The organism is Pseudomonas sp. MAFF 730105 (assembly GCF_055380705.1).
Genome location: NZ_AP018438.1, coordinates 5,755,208 through 5,769,287, shown reverse-complemented (window position 1 = coordinate 5,769,287; position 14,080 = coordinate 5,755,208). Strand labels below are relative to the sequence as shown.

Here is a 14,080-nt window from a genome sequence, read left to right as displayed (position 1 = left end):
TTCAGACAGGTTTGGAACGCATCGCAGTCATCGACTTTGAAACCACCGGAATCACCCCGAGCAGCAGTTGCCGAGCCACGGAAATCGCCGTGGTGATACTCGAGCAAGGCCGGATCGTCGACCGCTACCAGAGCCTGATGAATGCTGGCGTGCGGGTGCCGGCGTTCATCGAGCAACTGACCGGCATCAGCAATGCCATGCTGCGCAGCGCGCCGTCGGCCGAGCGGGTGATGAACGAGGTCAACGAGTTCGTCGGCATCACGCCGTTGCTGGCACATAACGCCGCGTTCGACCAGAAGTTCTGGGACTTTGAACTGGGGCGGATCAAGCGCACCCGCTTGCAGAATTTTGCCTGTTCGCTGCTGCTTGCCCGACGCCTGATGCCCGCCGCGCCGAACCACAAGCTCGGCACCCTCAACGCCTTCGCCGGCCTGCCCCATACCGGCCAGGCCCACCGGGCCATGGCCGACGCCGAAATGGCCGCCAACCTCACCGCGCACCTGGCGTCGGAACTGCGACACAAGCATGGGCTGCGGGAGCTGTCCCACGATCTGTTGTGCAGCTTGCAGAAGGTCCCGGCGGCGAAGATCAATGAGCATCTCAAGCGTCATCGCGGGTTCTGAGATCACCGCCATCCAAATGTGGGAGCGAGCCCGCTCGCGATGGCGGTGTGTCAGCCACTGCAGATATTGACTGACCTGGCGCTATCGCGAGCAGGCTCGCTCCCACAGGGGATTGATGGTGGGCGCGGGGATCGGATCAACCCGAATAACTGTGGGAGCGAGCCCGCTCGCGATGGCGGCGGCAAAGATAAAACAGTTGCTCCCACAGGGTTTGATCGGTGTTGGGCGATTTACTTGCCGTTGCTTTCCAACTGCCCCAACGGCACGCGCTTTTCAATGGCACTGGACAGCACGATCGAGGTCTTGCTGAAGCCGAATTTGGCGATCCGGTTGATCAGCTCTTCCAGCTCCGGCATCGAGCCGACCGCCGCTTGCATGATCACGCAGGGGTCGCCGGTCACCCGGTGGCATTCGGTCAATTGGGGAATCTTGCACAAGTCGTCGTAGACCTTCTGGTTGCCGTGCTGGTTCATCCGCAATTCGATCACGCACTGTACCGGCAGGCCAATCTTGGCCATGTCGACCTTGGCCTGGTAGCCGGTAATGATCCCGCTGGCCTCCAGCTTGCTGACCCGCTCGGCCACGGCCGGGGCCGAGAGGTTCACTTTGCGGGCCAGTTCGGCGTAGGACGCACGACCATTTTCCAACAGGGCGCTGAGCAGCATGCGGTCGTATTTATCCACGGTCTGGCTTCCAAGTGACGTGACTTTCGAAAGCACGGTTTATAGCGCTGATCTCCGTGGTTTGAAAAGTGTATGGGTGGGATAAACAGGTTTTGTAGCTTATTTTCCGCTCGTCGCCTTTCTAGAATAACGCCTCTCATTGTCCTGACTTCGAGCTGACCATGCCTGGCCCACGCCGTTTTCCACTGCCGCTGATCGCTGCCTTCTTCGCGCTCTACATCATCTGGGGTTCGACTTACCTGGTGATTCGCATCGGTGTGGAGCATTGGCCGCCGCTGTTGCTGGCCGGGATTCGCTTCGTGCTGGCCGGCTCGCTCATGTATGGCTTCCTGCGTTGGCGCGGGGCGCCGGCGCCGACCTGGGCGCAGTGGAAGGCCGGGGCCATCATCGGCGTGCTACTGCTCAGTTTCGGCAATGGCGCGGTCAGCGTCGCCGAGCATACCGGTGTGGCCTCCGGGGTGGCGGCGTTGGCCGTGGCGACGGTGCCTTTGTTTACCCTGCTTTGCGGGTATTTCTGGGGCGCACGTAATACGCGCCTGGAATGGGCGGGCATTGTGCTGGGGCTGATCGGCATCGCGATGCTCAACCTGGGTTCCAACCTGCAATCCAGTCCGCTGGGAGCCACCTTGCTGGTGTTCGCGGCGGCGTCGTGGGCCTTCGGGTCGGTGTTGAGCAAGCATCTGCCGTTGCCGGCGGGGGCGATGGCCAGCGCCGTGGAAATGCTGGTGGGTGGCGTGGTGCTGTTGATCGGCAGCTTCGCCAGTGGCGAACACCTGGAGCGCATCCCACCGTTCGAAGGCTGGTTCGCGCTGGCCTACCTGACCTTCTTCGGTTCGATCATCGCCTTCAACGCCTACATGTATCTGCTCAAGCATGTACGGCCAGCGGCGGCCACCAGTTATGCCTACGTCAATCCGGCGGTGGCGGTGCTGCTGGGGATCGTGTTTGCCGGCGAAAGCATCGGCGTCGAAGAATCCCTGGCGATGCTGGTGATCATCAGCGCCGTGGTGTTGATCGGGCTGCCCCAGTGGCGCAAGCCCAAGCCTGCGCCGGTTGAATCCTGAATTAAGGTAAACTGCCGCGCATTGCACACCCTGCGCTGATTTTTCCTACGGTACTTCCATGACTTTCGCCACCCTTGGCCTGATCGAACCCTTGCTGCGCGCCCTCGAGACGCTCGGCTACCAGACCCCGACCCCGGTGCAGGCCCAGGCCATGCCGGCGGTGCTGGCCGGTCGCGACCTGATGGCCGCGGCCCAGACCGGCACCGGCAAGACCGCCGGTTTCGCGGTGCCGCTGCTGCAGTTGCTGACCACCGAAGGGCCGAAAGTGGCCGCGAACTCGGTACGGGCGCTGATCCTGGTGCCGACCCGTGAACTGGCCGAGCAGGTCCATGAAAGCGTGCGCCAGTACGCGCAGAACCTGCCGTTGAGCACCTACGCCGTGTACGGTGGCGTCAGCATCAACCCGCAGATGATGAAGCTGCGCAAGGGCGTGGACCTGCTGGTCGCCACGCCGGGGCGCTTGCTCGATCTGTTCCGGCAGAACGCGCTGAAGTTCAACCAGTTGCAGACCCTGGTGCTGGACGAAGCCGACCGCATGCTGGACCTGGGCTTCTCCGAGGAACTGGCGAATATCTACAAGGCGCTGCCGAAGAAACGCCAGACGCTGCTGTTCTCGGCGACCTTTTCCGACGCCATCCGTTTGCTGGCCGGGCAGATGCTCAACGATCCCCTGAGCATCGAAGTGAGCCCGCGCAACGTCGCCGCCAACACTGTCAAGCAATGGGTGGTGACGGTGGACAAGAAGCGCAAGCCGGAATTGTTCGTGCACCTGATGCGCAAGAACAAGTGGAAGCAGGTACTGGTGTTCGCCAAGACCCGCAACGGCGTCGATGCGCTGGTGGAAAAACTCCAGGGCCTGGGCGTTAACGCCGATGGCATCCACGGCGACAAACCCCAGGCCACCCGCCAGCGTGCGCTGGACCGTTTCAAGCTCGGTGAAGTCCAGATTCTGGTGGCTACCGACGTCGCCGCCCGTGGGCTGGATATCGAGGACCTGCCGCTGGTGGTGAATTTCGATTTGCCGATCGTCGCCGAAGACTATATCCATCGCATCGGCCGTACTGGCCGGGCGGGCGCCACGGGGCAAGCGATTTCCCTGGTGTGCGCCGATGAAGTGAACCTGCTGTCAGCCATCGAGATGTTGACCCGCCAGACCTTGACTCGCCAGATGGAACAGGATTTCGAGCCTGAGCACCGGGTGCCGGATACCGACGCCAGTGGCCAGGTGATCAAGAAACCGAAAAAGCCGAAGAAGCCAAAGACGTCGAGCGGTGGCGGCAAGCGCAACCTGGGCAAGTGGGTGGACAGTGGGGACTCGGCACCGGTGGAGCCTTCGGTCAAGCCGGTGCGCAAAGTACCGGTGTTCAATACCGGGCCGCGTAAACGCAAGCCTTGATCATTCCCACGCGGAGCGTGGGAATGATCACTGCCTTAAGAACTCCAGCATCCCCAACCCCGCCGCTCGCCCACTGGCGAAGCACGCCGTCAGCAGATAACCGCCGGTCGGTGCTTCCCAGTCGAGCATTTCCCCTGCGCAGAACACGCCGGGTATCCGCTTGAGCATCAGGCTTTCATTCACGGCTTCGAATGTCACGCCACCGGCGCTGCTGATGGCTTCGTCCAGGGGACGGGTTTTCACCAGGGTGATGGGCAGTGCCTTGATGGCCTGGGCCAGGCGCGCAGGGTCGGCGAAGCCATCGGCCGGTGTGAGTTCGCGTAACAACGCCGCCTTGACCCCATCGATCCCCAACTGGCTGTGCAGGTGCTTGGCCATCGAGCGTGAACCGCGCGGCTTGCTCAAGGCCTGGAGAACTTTATCCACAGGCCGACCCGGCAGCAGGTCCAGATGGATCGTCGCGCTGCCATGGCGATTGATGGCCTCGCGAATCGGTGCCGACAGGGCATAGATCAGGCTACCTTCGATACCGGTGGCGGTGATCACACATTCGCCGAGACGGGGAACGTCGTCGTTCAGGCCAATGGCGATGTTTTTCAGCGGGGCGCCAGCAAACCTGCTGACCATCAGATCGCTCCAGGCCTGCACGTCGAAGCCGCAGTTGCTGGGTTGCAACGGTGCAAGGGCGACACCGCGCTGTTCCAATGCCAGCATCCAGGCGCCGTCGGAGCCCAGGCGCGACCAACTGCCGCCGCCCAGTGCCAGCAGCGTGGCGTCGGGCTGGAGCGTCTTTTCACCTTCCGGGCCGGCTATTCGCAAACTATTGTCGGGGTTCCAGCCGAGCCAGCGATGGCGGGTGTGGATTGCCACTCCAGCATCGCGCAGGCGCTTGAGCCAGGCACGCAGCAGCGGGGCGGCTTTCATGTCGGTGGGGAACACCCGCCCGGAACTGCCGACAAAGGTGTCGATGCCCAGCCCGTGGATCCAGCTGCACAGCTCATCCGCCCCGAAGGCCCGTAGCAGCGGGGCGATATTCGCGGCGTTCTCGGCGTAGCGGGACAGAAATGCCGGGAAGGCTTCCGAGTGGGTGATATTCATACCGCCGACGCCGGCCAGCAGAAACTTCCTGCCCACCGAGGGCATGCCGTCGTACAGGTCGACCTGAATGCCAGCCTGGCTCAACACCTCGGCCGCCATCAAGCCGGCAGGGCCGCCGCCGATGATGGCGACGTGGGGAGTGGAGGGCTTGGAAGCTTGGGTCATGGTGTGGACTGCAGAGATGGGAATAAGCGCGGCATTCTATCAGCACGAAAATCCTGTGGGAGCGAGCCTGCTCGCGATTGCGGTGGATCAGCGACATCAATGTTGGAGGGGGGACCGCTATCGCGAGCAGGCTCGCTGCCACAGGGGATGAGGGTGTTGCTGAAATGTGCTCAAAAAACAACCAGTCCTCTGCAAGCTATACCCGGTATAGCGTGTAGGCCGTTTCGCTCAGGTTATCCACAGGCCGCTCCACAGGCATTGTGGGTAACGCACCCAGGTTTCAATGACACCCTGATGACGTCCAGACCTTTTGTGCGCTGTGATGCAGGATCCCGTGGCGTCGGGCCAGGGCCCTGCGGTCCTTGCTGTAGCCGCCGCCGATCACCCCGACCACCGGGATGTCACGCCCGAGGCAATGGCGCATGACGCTCTCGTCCCGGGCGGCGAGCCCCTCGTCTGTCAGCTTCAGGTAACCGAGGGCGTCGTCCTTGTGGACATCGACACCGGCGTCGTACAGCACCAGGTCCGGCTGGTAGAGCGGCAACAGGTAGTTGAGGGCATCGTCCACCACCTGCAGGTACGCCGAGTCTTCCATGCCCATCGGCAGCGGAATGTCCCAGTCGCTCTGGGCCTTGCGGGCGGGAAAATTCTTTTCGCAGTGCAAGGAAACTGTCACCGCGTCCGGGGTGTCATGGAGTATTCGCGCGGTACCGTCGCCCTGATGCACGTCGCAGTCGAAAATCAGCACCCGCGAAACACGGCCACTGGCGAGGAAATAGCGGCTGATCACCGCCAGGTCGTTGAAAATGCAGAACCCGGCAGGGTGGTCGTAGTGGGCATGGTGGGTGCCTCCGGCCAGATGACAGGCCAGCCCGTGTTCGAGGGCCTGCTCGGCCGCCAGCAGCGAACCGCCCACGGCCCGTACCGTTCGCCGGGCCAGGGCTTCGCTCCAGGGCAGGCCGAGCCGCCGTTGGTCTTCGCGGGACAACTCGCCGCTCATGTAGCGTTCGATATAGCTGCGGTCGTGGGCCAGGGCGAGGATCTCGGACGGGCACAGCGACGGGCGCAACAGGTCCGCGTCACGGGTCAGCCCGCTGTCCACCAGGTGGTCGCGCAGCAGGCGGAACTTGTCCATGGGGAAGCGGTGTTCCGCCGGGAATTCGGGACTGTAGTCTTCGTGATAGATAAGCGGCAGCGGCATGGTGTTTTCAGCAGTGATTGAATGACCGATCCTACCAGCGATGTAGACTCTAGTGGCCTGTGTGGCTAATTCGTGTACTCAAATTAACCTTACGGGCCAATGGGCAAGGAAGGGGAGTAAAGATGGAGCCGATACTGGAACTGGAAAGTGCGCGACTGCTCATGCGGCAGTGGCACGACGAAGATTTGCCGGCGTTTGCGGCCATGTCTGCCGATCCGCAGGTGATGCGTTATTTCCCGGCCCCCCTGAGCCGCCTTGAAAGTGCCGCGCTGATCGGGCGCGTGCGCGGGCATTTTGCCGAACATGGTTTTGGCTTGTGGGCGCTGGAGCGCAAGGACACCGGTGCCTTTATCGGTTTTACCGGACTGGGCGTGGTGGGGTTCGACGCGCACTTCACGCCGGCAGTCGAGATCGGCTGGCGCCTGGCCCGGGAGCATTGGGGCCTGGGTTATGCCAGCGAAGCCGCCTGGACGGCGTTGCGCTGTGGGTTTGACCGCCTGGGCCTGGACGAAGTGGTGGCATTCACCTCGACCGATAACCTGCCGTCGCAAAAGGTCATGCAGGCGATCGGCATGCACCATGACCCGGTTGACGATTTCGAACATCCAAGACTCGCGGTCGGCCATCCATTGCGTCACCATGTGCTCTATCGCATCAACCGCGAGCAGTGGTTGCAGACCCTGCACGGTTAACCGACACGGACGTCTACACTGCCCGCCAGAATGGGCAACAATTGATCCACCGTCGCGGCGCAGACTGCGCGGTGTGCTGTGTGAGGAAGTCTGAATGAGCCACGTGTTGGAAGATCTGGTCGACCTGCTGACCCTGGAACCGATCGAAGAAAATCTGTTTCGCGGCCGCAGCCAGGACCTGGGGTTCCGCCAATTGTTCGGCGGTCAAGTGCTGGGCCAGTCGTTGTCGGCGGCCAGCCAGACGGTGGAAGAGGCGCGCCATGTGCATTCGATGCACGGCTATTTCCTGCGTCCGGGCGACGCGGCGTTGCCGGTGGTCTACCAGGTGGACCGGGTACGTGACGGCGGCAGCTTCAGCACCCGTCGGGTGACGGCGATCCAGAAAGGCCATCCGATCTTCACTTGCAGTGCGTCGTTCCAGTACGACGAGCAGGGTTTCGAGCACCAGAGCAGCATGCCCCAGGTGGTCGGGCCGGAAAACCTGCCTTCCGAACTGGAACTGACCCAGCAGCGGGCGCACCTGTTGCCCGAGCACATGCGGGAAAAACTGTTGTGCCCCAAGCCGATCGAGGTGCGCCCGGTCACGGAAAAAGACCCGTACAACCCGCAGCCGGCCGATCCGATCAAATACGTGTGGTTCCGCGCCGATGGCGCCCTGGCGGATTCGCCGGCGTTGCATAAATACCTGTTGGCCTACGCATCGGACTTCGGTCTGCTGACCACGTCGATGCTGCCCCATGGCAAGTCGGTCTGGCAGAAGGACATGCAGGTCGCCAGCCTCGACCACGCCTTGTGGTTCCACGCAGACCTGCGTGCCGACGACTGGTTGCTCTATGCCATGGACAGCCCTTGGGCCGGCAATTCCCGCGGATTTTCCCGTGGCAGCGTGTTCAACCGCGCCGGGCAACTGGTGGCCTCGGTGACCCAGGAAGGCCTGATCCGGCATCGCAAGGACTGGGCATGAGCCTGGTGGATGTACGGCACTGGGTCTTCGACATGGATGGCACGCTGACCGTCGCCGTGCATGATTTCGCGGCGATCCGCGTGGCCCTGGCGATTCCGGCCGAAGACGACATCCTGACCCATCTGGCGGCCTTGCCGGCGGATGAAGCCGCCGCCAAGCATGCCTGGCTGCTGGAGCACGAGCGGGACCTGGCGCTGGGCTCCAGGCCGGCGCCGGGCGCTGTCGAGCTGGTACGTGACTTGGCCGGGCGTGGCTACCGCCTGGGAATCCTGACCCGCAACGCCAGGGAACTGGCCCATGTGACACTCGAGGCCATTGGCTTGGCCGATTGTTTCGCCGTGGAGGACGTGCTGGGGCGTGACGAAGCACCGCCCAAGCCGCACCCGGGTGGCCTGTTGAAACTGGCCGAGGCCTGGAACGTGGCGCCAGCGGACATGGTCATGGTCGGCGATTACCGCTTCGACCTGGACTGCGGCCGTGCGGCGGGTACGCGGACCGTGCTGGTGAACCTGCCGGACAATCCATGGCCGGAGTTGACGGATTGGCATGCCCGGGATTGTGGCGAGTTGCGGCGGATGATTTCGGTTTGAGAGGCAGGTCGGCAGGTCAACCGCTATCGCGAGCAGGCTCGCTCCCACAATGGGGCTTCTGTGGACGCTGATGATGTAATCGACACCGTCCCCTGTGGGAGCGAGCCTGCTCGCGATGAGGCCTTCACTGCCCAAACAAGGCCTTCAGCCCCTCCGCCGAATTGAACATCCCAGTCCCGTCATGCCCCACGCCGGGCACCTCGATCAGCCGTTGGTTCAGCCCCTCGGGGTGACGTCGGGTCAAGTAGTCGAAGAAGAAATGCCCGCGCAGCAACCGATACGGCCCCTGGGTCTGCGCCTCACAGCTTTTATCCAGCGCCGGGTGTTCCGGGTCGACGTCCTGTTGCCCGAGCAGGTAGGTGATGTCGCGCTTGATGTAGTTCTCCTCCAGTTGGGTGGCTGTTTGCCCGGCGGCATAGGCGGGAAGGTTGAGCAGACCGTATTTCCAGCGATTGAAAGCGGGGCAACCAGCAGGGTCGAAAGCCATGGGCCGCTGTGCATCGAAATAGGCATAGGAGGACGGGTTGGCGATGACGAAGCGCGGGACGATCCGGTACTGCCCATGGGCGAGCAGGGCATAGCGCTGAACCACCTGGGCGCCGCCGGAATGACCGGCGATGACGATTTCCTTCACGTCGGGAAACTGCTGTCGGTCGCTGACCCGCGCAACGATGTCGTCGAGAACCTGATAGGAACTGACCGGACTAGGCCCTGTGGATACGCCACCGGCCATCCAGTCGTTGCCTTGCCAGCGCAACAGGTCGGTGGGGAGTTGATGACGGGCGACGTCCTGTTCGTTGAGAAACTGCGGGGCGATGATCAACGTGGTGGCCGTTTGTCCGGCCTGGCTGGCGGCTTTCTCGGCGCTGTGCAGGTAGGTGTCGGCATTGCGCAGCCGCCCATGGAGGATGATCAGCACACGTTGGATAGACGCCGGGGGCGGGCTCACCGCGACCACCATGCTGCCGCCCTTGAGCTGCAATCGTCCCTGCGCCACCGTGTTCACAGTGTGTTCGTCAGCCTGGGCGAAGAGGCTGCACAGCACCAGTACGATCGAGGCGGCCCATTTCATCTACAGGTTTTTCGCCGCAAAAGTGTCGCATTGGCTGACCTGGCCCTGGGCAAACCCGGCCTTGAACCAGCGCACCCGTTGCGCCGAAGTGCCATGGGTAAAGGAGTCCGGCACCACGCGCCCCTGGCCCTGTTGCTGCAAGCGATCGTCACCGATGGCGTTGGCGGCGTTCAAAGCTTCCTCAACGTCTCCGGGCTCCAGCCAGTTCAGGCGCTTCTGCGCATGGTTGGCCCAGACGCCGGCCAGGCAATCGGCCTGCAATTCCTGACGCACCAGCAGCCCGCCGTCGCCTTCCATCTGCCGGCCTTGTTGGCGAGCTTCCTGGATTTTCGCCGACACACCGAGCAACGTCTGCACATGGTGGCCGACTTCATGGGCGATGACATAGGCCTGGGCGAAGTCCCCGGCGGCGGAGAAGCGTTGGGACATCTCCTTGAAGAAACTCATGTCCAGGTAGACCTGCCGATCCGCCGGGCAATAGAACGGCCCGGTGGCCGACGAGGCGAGGCCGCACGCCGAGTTGACCCGACCGCTGAACAGCACCAGTTTGGGTTGCTGATATTGGCGTCCGGCCTGCTGGAAGACCTGGCCCCAGGTGTCTTCGGTATCACCGAGGATCGAACGCACGAACTCGGCCTGTTCATCGTTGGCCGGTGGCGCCTGGCGAGTTTGAGAGGAGGTCGGTGCGGACTGATCCATCTGCCCGGCCAGTTGCCCGAGGATCTGCATCGGATCCTGGCCGGTGATCCAGCCGATGCCGACGATCAGGAGAATGGCCGTCAGGCTCAGTCCCTTGCCCCCGCCAAAGCGCATCCCACCACCGCCGCCATCACCATCGCCACGGGCGTCCACCACGTTGTCACTGCGGCGACCTTTTTTCCATAGCATGTGAGAGTCCTCTGATTGACCGTGTGGACAGTGTTGCCGTTGCTTCGGAATGCCGCCAGTTTACTAGCAGTTTTCTGACATAAGCACCCGGTAGGAGCGAGCCTGCTCGCGATTGCGATCAATCAGCTTGCATCAAGCCTGAATGTACCATCGCCATCGCGAGCAGGCTCGCTCCCACAAAAGACAATATCAGCCGATGAATGTGTACTTGGTTCCAGAATCTGCATTAGACTTTCAATATTCTGGAATCGATAACCTTGCATCGGGGTCCCATGGCTGGAAGTCAAATTGAGCGGGTTTTCGATGTGCTGGAAAGTCTCGCCAGCGAACCTCGCGGCTGGCCACTTCAAGGGCTGGCCGAACAACTGCAGATTCCCAAGAGCGCCACTCACCGCTTGCTCGCTGAACTGACGCGCCTGGGCTACGTGCGCCAGAACCCCGAGAACCTGCGTTATCACGTGTCAACCCGGCTGATCGCCTTGGGGTTTCGCTATCTCTCGCGCAGTGGTGCCGACATCGTGCAGCCGGTGCTGGACCGTCTGGCCCGGGAAACGGGTGAGCTGGTGCGCCTGGGGGTCATCGAAGGGGAACGCCAGACCTGGATCGCCAAGTCCCAGGGGGCGCGGTCCGGTTTGCGCTACGACCCGGACATGGGGCGCGAGACGCCGCTGTTCTACACGGCGTCGGGCCATGCCTGGCTGGCGTGCATGAGCGATGCCGAGGCGCTGGCGCTGGTCGAGCGCCAGGCTGCGCAGGTGCCCGCCGACGTAGGGCCAAACGCGCCCCACAGCACCCATGAACTGCTCGAGTACCTGCGTGCGGCCCGCGAGCAGGGGTATGCCTGTGTCGAGGAGAGCTCGGCGGTCGGCACTTCGGCCATCGCCGCCGTGGTGCGGCATCCGCTGGACAGTCGGATCGTCGGCGTACTCAGCGTTGCCGGGCCCAGCGCGCGGATGACGCGGGTGCGGTTGCATGAGTTGGCCCCGACCTTGCTGGTGTTTGCCGAGGAATTGTCGCAAGCGAGCCAGGCGTCGGAGCTGTTCAGCTGACACTCGCAGATATTGGCCCTACCAACCAGGATCACCCCATGACCGTCAGCACCCCGCTTTCCGGTGTCAATCAGGCCTTAAAGGGCATCCTGCTGATTGTCTTCGCGACGTTCCTGTTTTCCAGCCATGACGCCTTGTCGAAGTACCTCTCGGGTTTCTATCCGATCATCATGGTGGTGTGGGCCCGTTATGTGGTGCATACCCTGCTGATGGCGGGCATCTTCCTGCCGCGCTCGGGGTTGCGGGTGCTGCGCACGAAACGTCCGTTGTGGCAGTTGGCGCGGGCGTTGTGTCTGCTGGGCACCAGCCTGTTTTTCACCACGTCGCTGCTGTACATCCCGTTGGCCGAGGCGACGGCGGTCAACTTCCTGGCCCCGGTGCTGGTCACGGCGCTGTCGGTGCCGCTGCTGGGCGAGCGGGTGACGCGCGGTCAATGGGTGGCGGTGATCTTCGGCTTCATCGGGGTGCTGATCATCGTCCATCCTGGCGGAGACCTGTTCACACCGGCCGTGCTGTTGCCATTCTGCTCGGCGCTGTTCTTCTGTTTCTATCAGTTGCTCACTCGCAAGCTCAGCGAAGTCGACAGCCCTACCACCAGCAACTTCTTCGCCGGCCTGTGCAACACATTGGTGATGAGCGCACTGGTGCCGTTCTTCTGGCAGGTGCCGAGTCTGTTGCATGGGGCGATGATGCTGGCGCTGGGGCCTGTGGGATGACGGCGCACCTGATGCTGACCCAGGCCTTCCGCGTTGCCGCCCCGGCACTGCTGGCGCCCTTCAGCTACTGCCAGATCGTCTTTGCCGGCTTGCTGGGTTGGCTGTTGTTCAGCCACACGCCGACGCTGACCACGGTGCTGGGTATTGTGCTGATCTGTCTCAGTGGATTGGCCGCGGCGTGGCAGCAGCGGCGCAGATGACACGGACCTGTGACGAAGGAGTCTTGTGGGAGCAAAGCTTGCTCGCGATGAGCGGAAACACGATCTGTAAATCGAGGTGCCTTCGTCGCGAGCAAGCTTTCTCCCACAGGCTTTGCTCCCACTGATTTCTCTGGGATCTCTCTTCACTGCATGAATCAGTTTTCCAGCGTCGGAATCTTGCGCGGTGCCATGAAGTACAGCCAGATCAGGGCCGTGAAGTACATCGCCGGAATCAAGGTGAACAACACGGTGTAGTTGTTATTGGTCACTGTCAGGATGTGCCCTACCAATTGGGTCATGAACATCCCGCCGATGGCCGCGCACATGCCGCCGAAGCCGAACACCGTGCTCATCATGTGCTTGGGTGTGTAGTCCATCACCAGGCTCCAGATATTGGCCGTCCAGGCCTGGTGCGCGCCGATGGCCAGGGAAATGGCGAACACCGCCATCCACAGGTTGCTGGCGCCGGCGGCCATGATCACGCCGACGATGCAGCAGGCGAACAGCAGCATGGAGACCAGTCGTGCCTTGATCGGATTCAGCCCGCGACCGATCAGGAACGAAGAGAGGATGCCGCCACCCACGCTGCCAAAGTCGGCGGTGAGGTAGATGATGATCAGCGGGATACCCATCTGGGTCACGTTGATGCCCAGGCTGTATTGCTGGTTCAGGAACGGTGGCAGCCAGTAGAGGTAGAACCAGAACACCGGCGCCGTGATCGAGTAGGCCAGGGCGAACGCCCAGGTGCCGCGCATGCGCAGGATGCGGGAGAAGGGCACACGGGCTTGTTCCGGTTCGCTCTCACGTTGGATGTAGTCCAGTTCCGACTGTTTGACGCTGGGGTGGTCTTCCGGGTTGAAGTACTTCAGGCCCCAGAACAGTAACCAGATCCCGCCCAATGCCGCCATGCACAGGAATGCAGCCTGCCAGCCCCACACTTGCAGGATCAGTGGCAGCAGCATGGGCGTGAACATGGCGCCGACGTTGGTCCCGGCGTTGAAGATACCGGTGGCCACGGCTCGTTCGCCCGCCGGGAACCACAGCCGGGTGGTCTTCACACAGGCGGGGTAGTTGGCGGCTTCGGTGAGGCCCAGGATGAAGCGGCAGACCATGAAGCCCGCCGCGGAAGTGGCCAGGCCATGGGCGCCGGTCGCCAGGCTCCAGAGCAGCACGGCGAAAAAGAACACGCGCTTGACGCCGATCCGGTCGATCAACCGGCCCTGCAGTATGAAGCCGACCGCATAACCAACCTGGAACCAGAAGTTGATGTTGGCGTAATCCATCGCCGTCCAGCTCATTTCCTTGGCCAGAATGGGTTGCATCACGCCCAGGGCAGCGCGGTCGATGTAGTTCAGCGTGGTGGCGAAAAACACCAGTGCGAGCATGCCCCAACGGGTCTTGCCCACAGCCAGGGCGCCGCGGATCTTGTCACCGACGCCGCCGGTCGTGACACCCATGGCTGGGCTCAGGGAGGAACTTTGGGAAGGATTCATAGGGTGTACCCGTTTTTGAAATTCTTATGGGGTGGTCGGGGTTTCATCCATTGATGCCGGGGTTTTGGCCCTGCATCAATGTGGAGCTGATGGTGCGCAGTGGACGAAAAGTCGTCAATTCGTACCAGGGCATTTTGTTCGATAATCGCCCAAAAAACTAACCGGATGGTACATATTAAATTGCTG

Annotated in this window: 13 protein-coding genes and 1 pseudogene; 8 read left to right on the top strand and 6 right to left on the bottom strand. The window is 62.4% G+C overall.

Features of this window, described 5'->3' with window-relative positions; genetic code table 11:
- Positions 1 to 11 precede the first annotated feature (11 nt).
- Positions 12 to 623 carry a 3'-5' exonuclease gene (locus tag PCOSP_RS25290; RefSeq protein ID WP_024780299.1) on the top strand — a complete coding sequence of 204 codons (612 nt, stop codon included), beginning with the start codon at positions 12 to 14 and terminating at the stop codon, positions 621 to 623.
- Positions 624 to 853: 230 nt separating this feature from the next.
- On the opposite strand, the gene PCOSP_RS25285 is transcribed toward PCOSP_RS25290, so the two are convergent.
- Complete coding sequence (locus tag PCOSP_RS25285; protein ID WP_139649261.1) at positions 854 to 1,306, bottom strand: Lrp/AsnC family transcriptional regulator; 453 nt, start codon at positions 1,304 to 1,306, stop codon at positions 854 to 856.
- A 161-nt stretch (positions 1,307 to 1,467) separates the two neighbouring features.
- Between PCOSP_RS25285 and yedA the strand changes: the two genes are divergently transcribed.
- Both yedA and PCOSP_RS25275 read left to right on the top strand, forming a co-directional pair.
- Positions 1,468 to 2,370, top strand: coding sequence for a drug/metabolite exporter YedA (gene yedA / locus PCOSP_RS25280; RefSeq protein WP_041023058.1), 903 nt, complete (start codon positions 1,468 to 1,470; stop codon positions 2,368 to 2,370).
- 58 nt (positions 2,371 to 2,428) lie between these two features.
- The gene (locus PCOSP_RS25275) at positions 2,429 to 3,766 is read left to right on the top strand and encodes a DEAD/DEAH box helicase (protein WP_139649263.1); all 1,338 of its coding nucleotides are present in this window, start codon (positions 2,429 to 2,431) and stop codon (positions 3,764 to 3,766) included.
- A gap of 27 nt (positions 3,767 to 3,793) precedes the next feature.
- Here the strand turns inward: PCOSP_RS25275 and PCOSP_RS25270 are convergent, their stop codons facing one another.
- Together PCOSP_RS25270 and PCOSP_RS25265 are read right to left on the bottom strand one after the other, a co-directional pair.
- Positions 3,794 to 5,029 carry a TIGR03862 family flavoprotein gene (locus tag PCOSP_RS25270; RefSeq protein WP_139649264.1) on the bottom strand — a complete coding sequence of 412 codons (1,236 nt, stop codon included), beginning with the start codon at positions 5,027 to 5,029 and terminating at the stop codon, positions 3,794 to 3,796.
- Between the two features lie 280 nt (positions 5,030 to 5,309).
- Complete coding sequence (locus tag PCOSP_RS25265; RefSeq protein WP_139649266.1) at positions 5,310 to 6,230, bottom strand: histone deacetylase family protein; 921 nt, start codon at positions 6,228 to 6,230, stop codon at positions 5,310 to 5,312.
- 122 nt (positions 6,231 to 6,352) lie between these two features.
- Between PCOSP_RS25265 and PCOSP_RS25260 the strand changes: the two genes are divergently transcribed.
- From PCOSP_RS25260 to PCOSP_RS25250, 3 genes are all read left to right on the top strand, one after another.
- Positions 6,353 to 6,922, top strand: a complete 570-nt coding sequence (locus PCOSP_RS25260) for a GNAT family N-acetyltransferase (RefSeq protein WP_139649268.1) — start codon at positions 6,353 to 6,355, stop codon at positions 6,920 to 6,922.
- A gap of 94 nt (positions 6,923 to 7,016) precedes the next feature.
- Positions 7,017 to 7,886, top strand: a complete 870-nt coding sequence (gene tesB, locus PCOSP_RS25255) for an acyl-CoA thioesterase II (RefSeq protein ID WP_175363875.1) — start codon at positions 7,017 to 7,019, stop codon at positions 7,884 to 7,886.
- Complete coding sequence (locus PCOSP_RS25250) at positions 7,883 to 8,476, top strand: HAD family hydrolase (protein ID WP_139649272.1); 594 nt, start codon at positions 7,883 to 7,885, stop codon at positions 8,474 to 8,476. The genes tesB and PCOSP_RS25250 overlap by 4 nt, the downstream gene beginning before the upstream one ends.
- 124 nt (positions 8,477 to 8,600) lie before the next feature.
- On the opposite strand, the gene PCOSP_RS25245 is transcribed toward PCOSP_RS25250, so the two are convergent.
- Both PCOSP_RS25245 and ypfJ read right to left on the bottom strand, forming a co-directional pair.
- The gene (locus PCOSP_RS25245; protein ID WP_464709746.1) at positions 8,601 to 9,548 is read right to left on the bottom strand and encodes an alpha/beta hydrolase; all 948 of its coding nucleotides are present in this window, start codon (positions 9,546 to 9,548) and stop codon (positions 8,601 to 8,603) included.
- Complete coding sequence (ypfJ, locus tag PCOSP_RS25240) at positions 9,549 to 10,436, bottom strand: KPN_02809 family neutral zinc metallopeptidase (protein ID WP_139649276.1); 888 nt, start codon at positions 10,434 to 10,436, stop codon at positions 9,549 to 9,551. It lies immediately after the preceding gene.
- A 272-nt stretch (positions 10,437 to 10,708) separates the two neighbouring features.
- Between ypfJ and PCOSP_RS25235 the strand changes: the two genes are divergently transcribed.
- The gene (locus PCOSP_RS25235; protein ID WP_175363873.1) at positions 10,709 to 11,485 is read left to right on the top strand and encodes an IclR family transcriptional regulator; all 777 of its coding nucleotides are present in this window, start codon (positions 10,709 to 10,711) and stop codon (positions 11,483 to 11,485) included.
- Positions 11,486 to 11,523: 38 nt separating this feature from the next.
- Positions 11,524 to 12,401, top strand: a pseudogene (locus PCOSP_RS25230) (DMT family transporter).
- Positions 12,402 to 12,556: 155 nt separating this feature from the next.
- Here PCOSP_RS25230 and PCOSP_RS25225 read toward each other — a convergent pair.
- On the bottom strand, positions 12,557 to 13,894 hold the full coding sequence (locus tag PCOSP_RS25225; RefSeq protein ID WP_464709745.1) for an MFS transporter: 1,338 nt from the start codon (positions 13,892 to 13,894) through the stop codon (positions 12,557 to 12,559).
- Between the last annotated feature and the right edge of the window lie 186 nt (positions 13,895 to 14,080).

Bases quoted from the DNA above. Each gene is read 5' to 3' on its own strand.
- PCOSP_RS25270 (WP_139649264.1), bottom strand. From the start codon at position 5,029: ATGACCCAAGCTTCCAAGCCCTCCACTCCCCACGTCGCCATCATCGGC.
- PCOSP_RS25275 (WP_139649263.1), top strand. From the start codon at position 2,429: ATGACTTTCGCCACCCTTGGCCTGATCGAACCCTTGCTGCGCGCCCTC.
- yedA (WP_041023058.1), top strand. From the start codon at position 1,468: ATGCCTGGCCCACGCCGTTTTCCACTGCCGCTGATCGCTGCCTTCTTC.
- PCOSP_RS25225 (WP_464709745.1), bottom strand. From the start codon at position 13,894: ATGAATCCTTCCCAAAGTTCCTCCCTGAGCCCAGCCATGGGTGTCACG.
- PCOSP_RS25235 (WP_175363873.1), top strand. From the start codon at position 10,709: ATGGCTGGAAGTCAAATTGAGCGGGTTTTCGATGTGCTGGAAAGTCTC.
- PCOSP_RS25245 (WP_464709746.1), bottom strand. From the start codon at position 9,548: ATGAAATGGGCCGCCTCGATCGTACTGGTGCTGTGCAGCCTCTTCGCC.
- ypfJ (WP_139649276.1), bottom strand. From the start codon at position 10,436: ATGCTATGGAAAAAAGGTCGCCGCAGTGACAACGTGGTGGACGCCCGT.
- tesB (WP_175363875.1), top strand. From the start codon at position 7,017: ATGAGCCACGTGTTGGAAGATCTGGTCGACCTGCTGACCCTGGAACCG.
- PCOSP_RS25265 (WP_139649266.1), bottom strand. From the start codon at position 6,230: ATGCCGCTGCCGCTTATCTATCACGAAGACTACAGTCCCGAATTCCCG.
- PCOSP_RS25260 (WP_139649268.1), top strand. From the start codon at position 6,353: ATGGAGCCGATACTGGAACTGGAAAGTGCGCGACTGCTCATGCGGCAG.
- PCOSP_RS25250 (WP_139649272.1), top strand. From the start codon at position 7,883: ATGAGCCTGGTGGATGTACGGCACTGGGTCTTCGACATGGATGGCACG.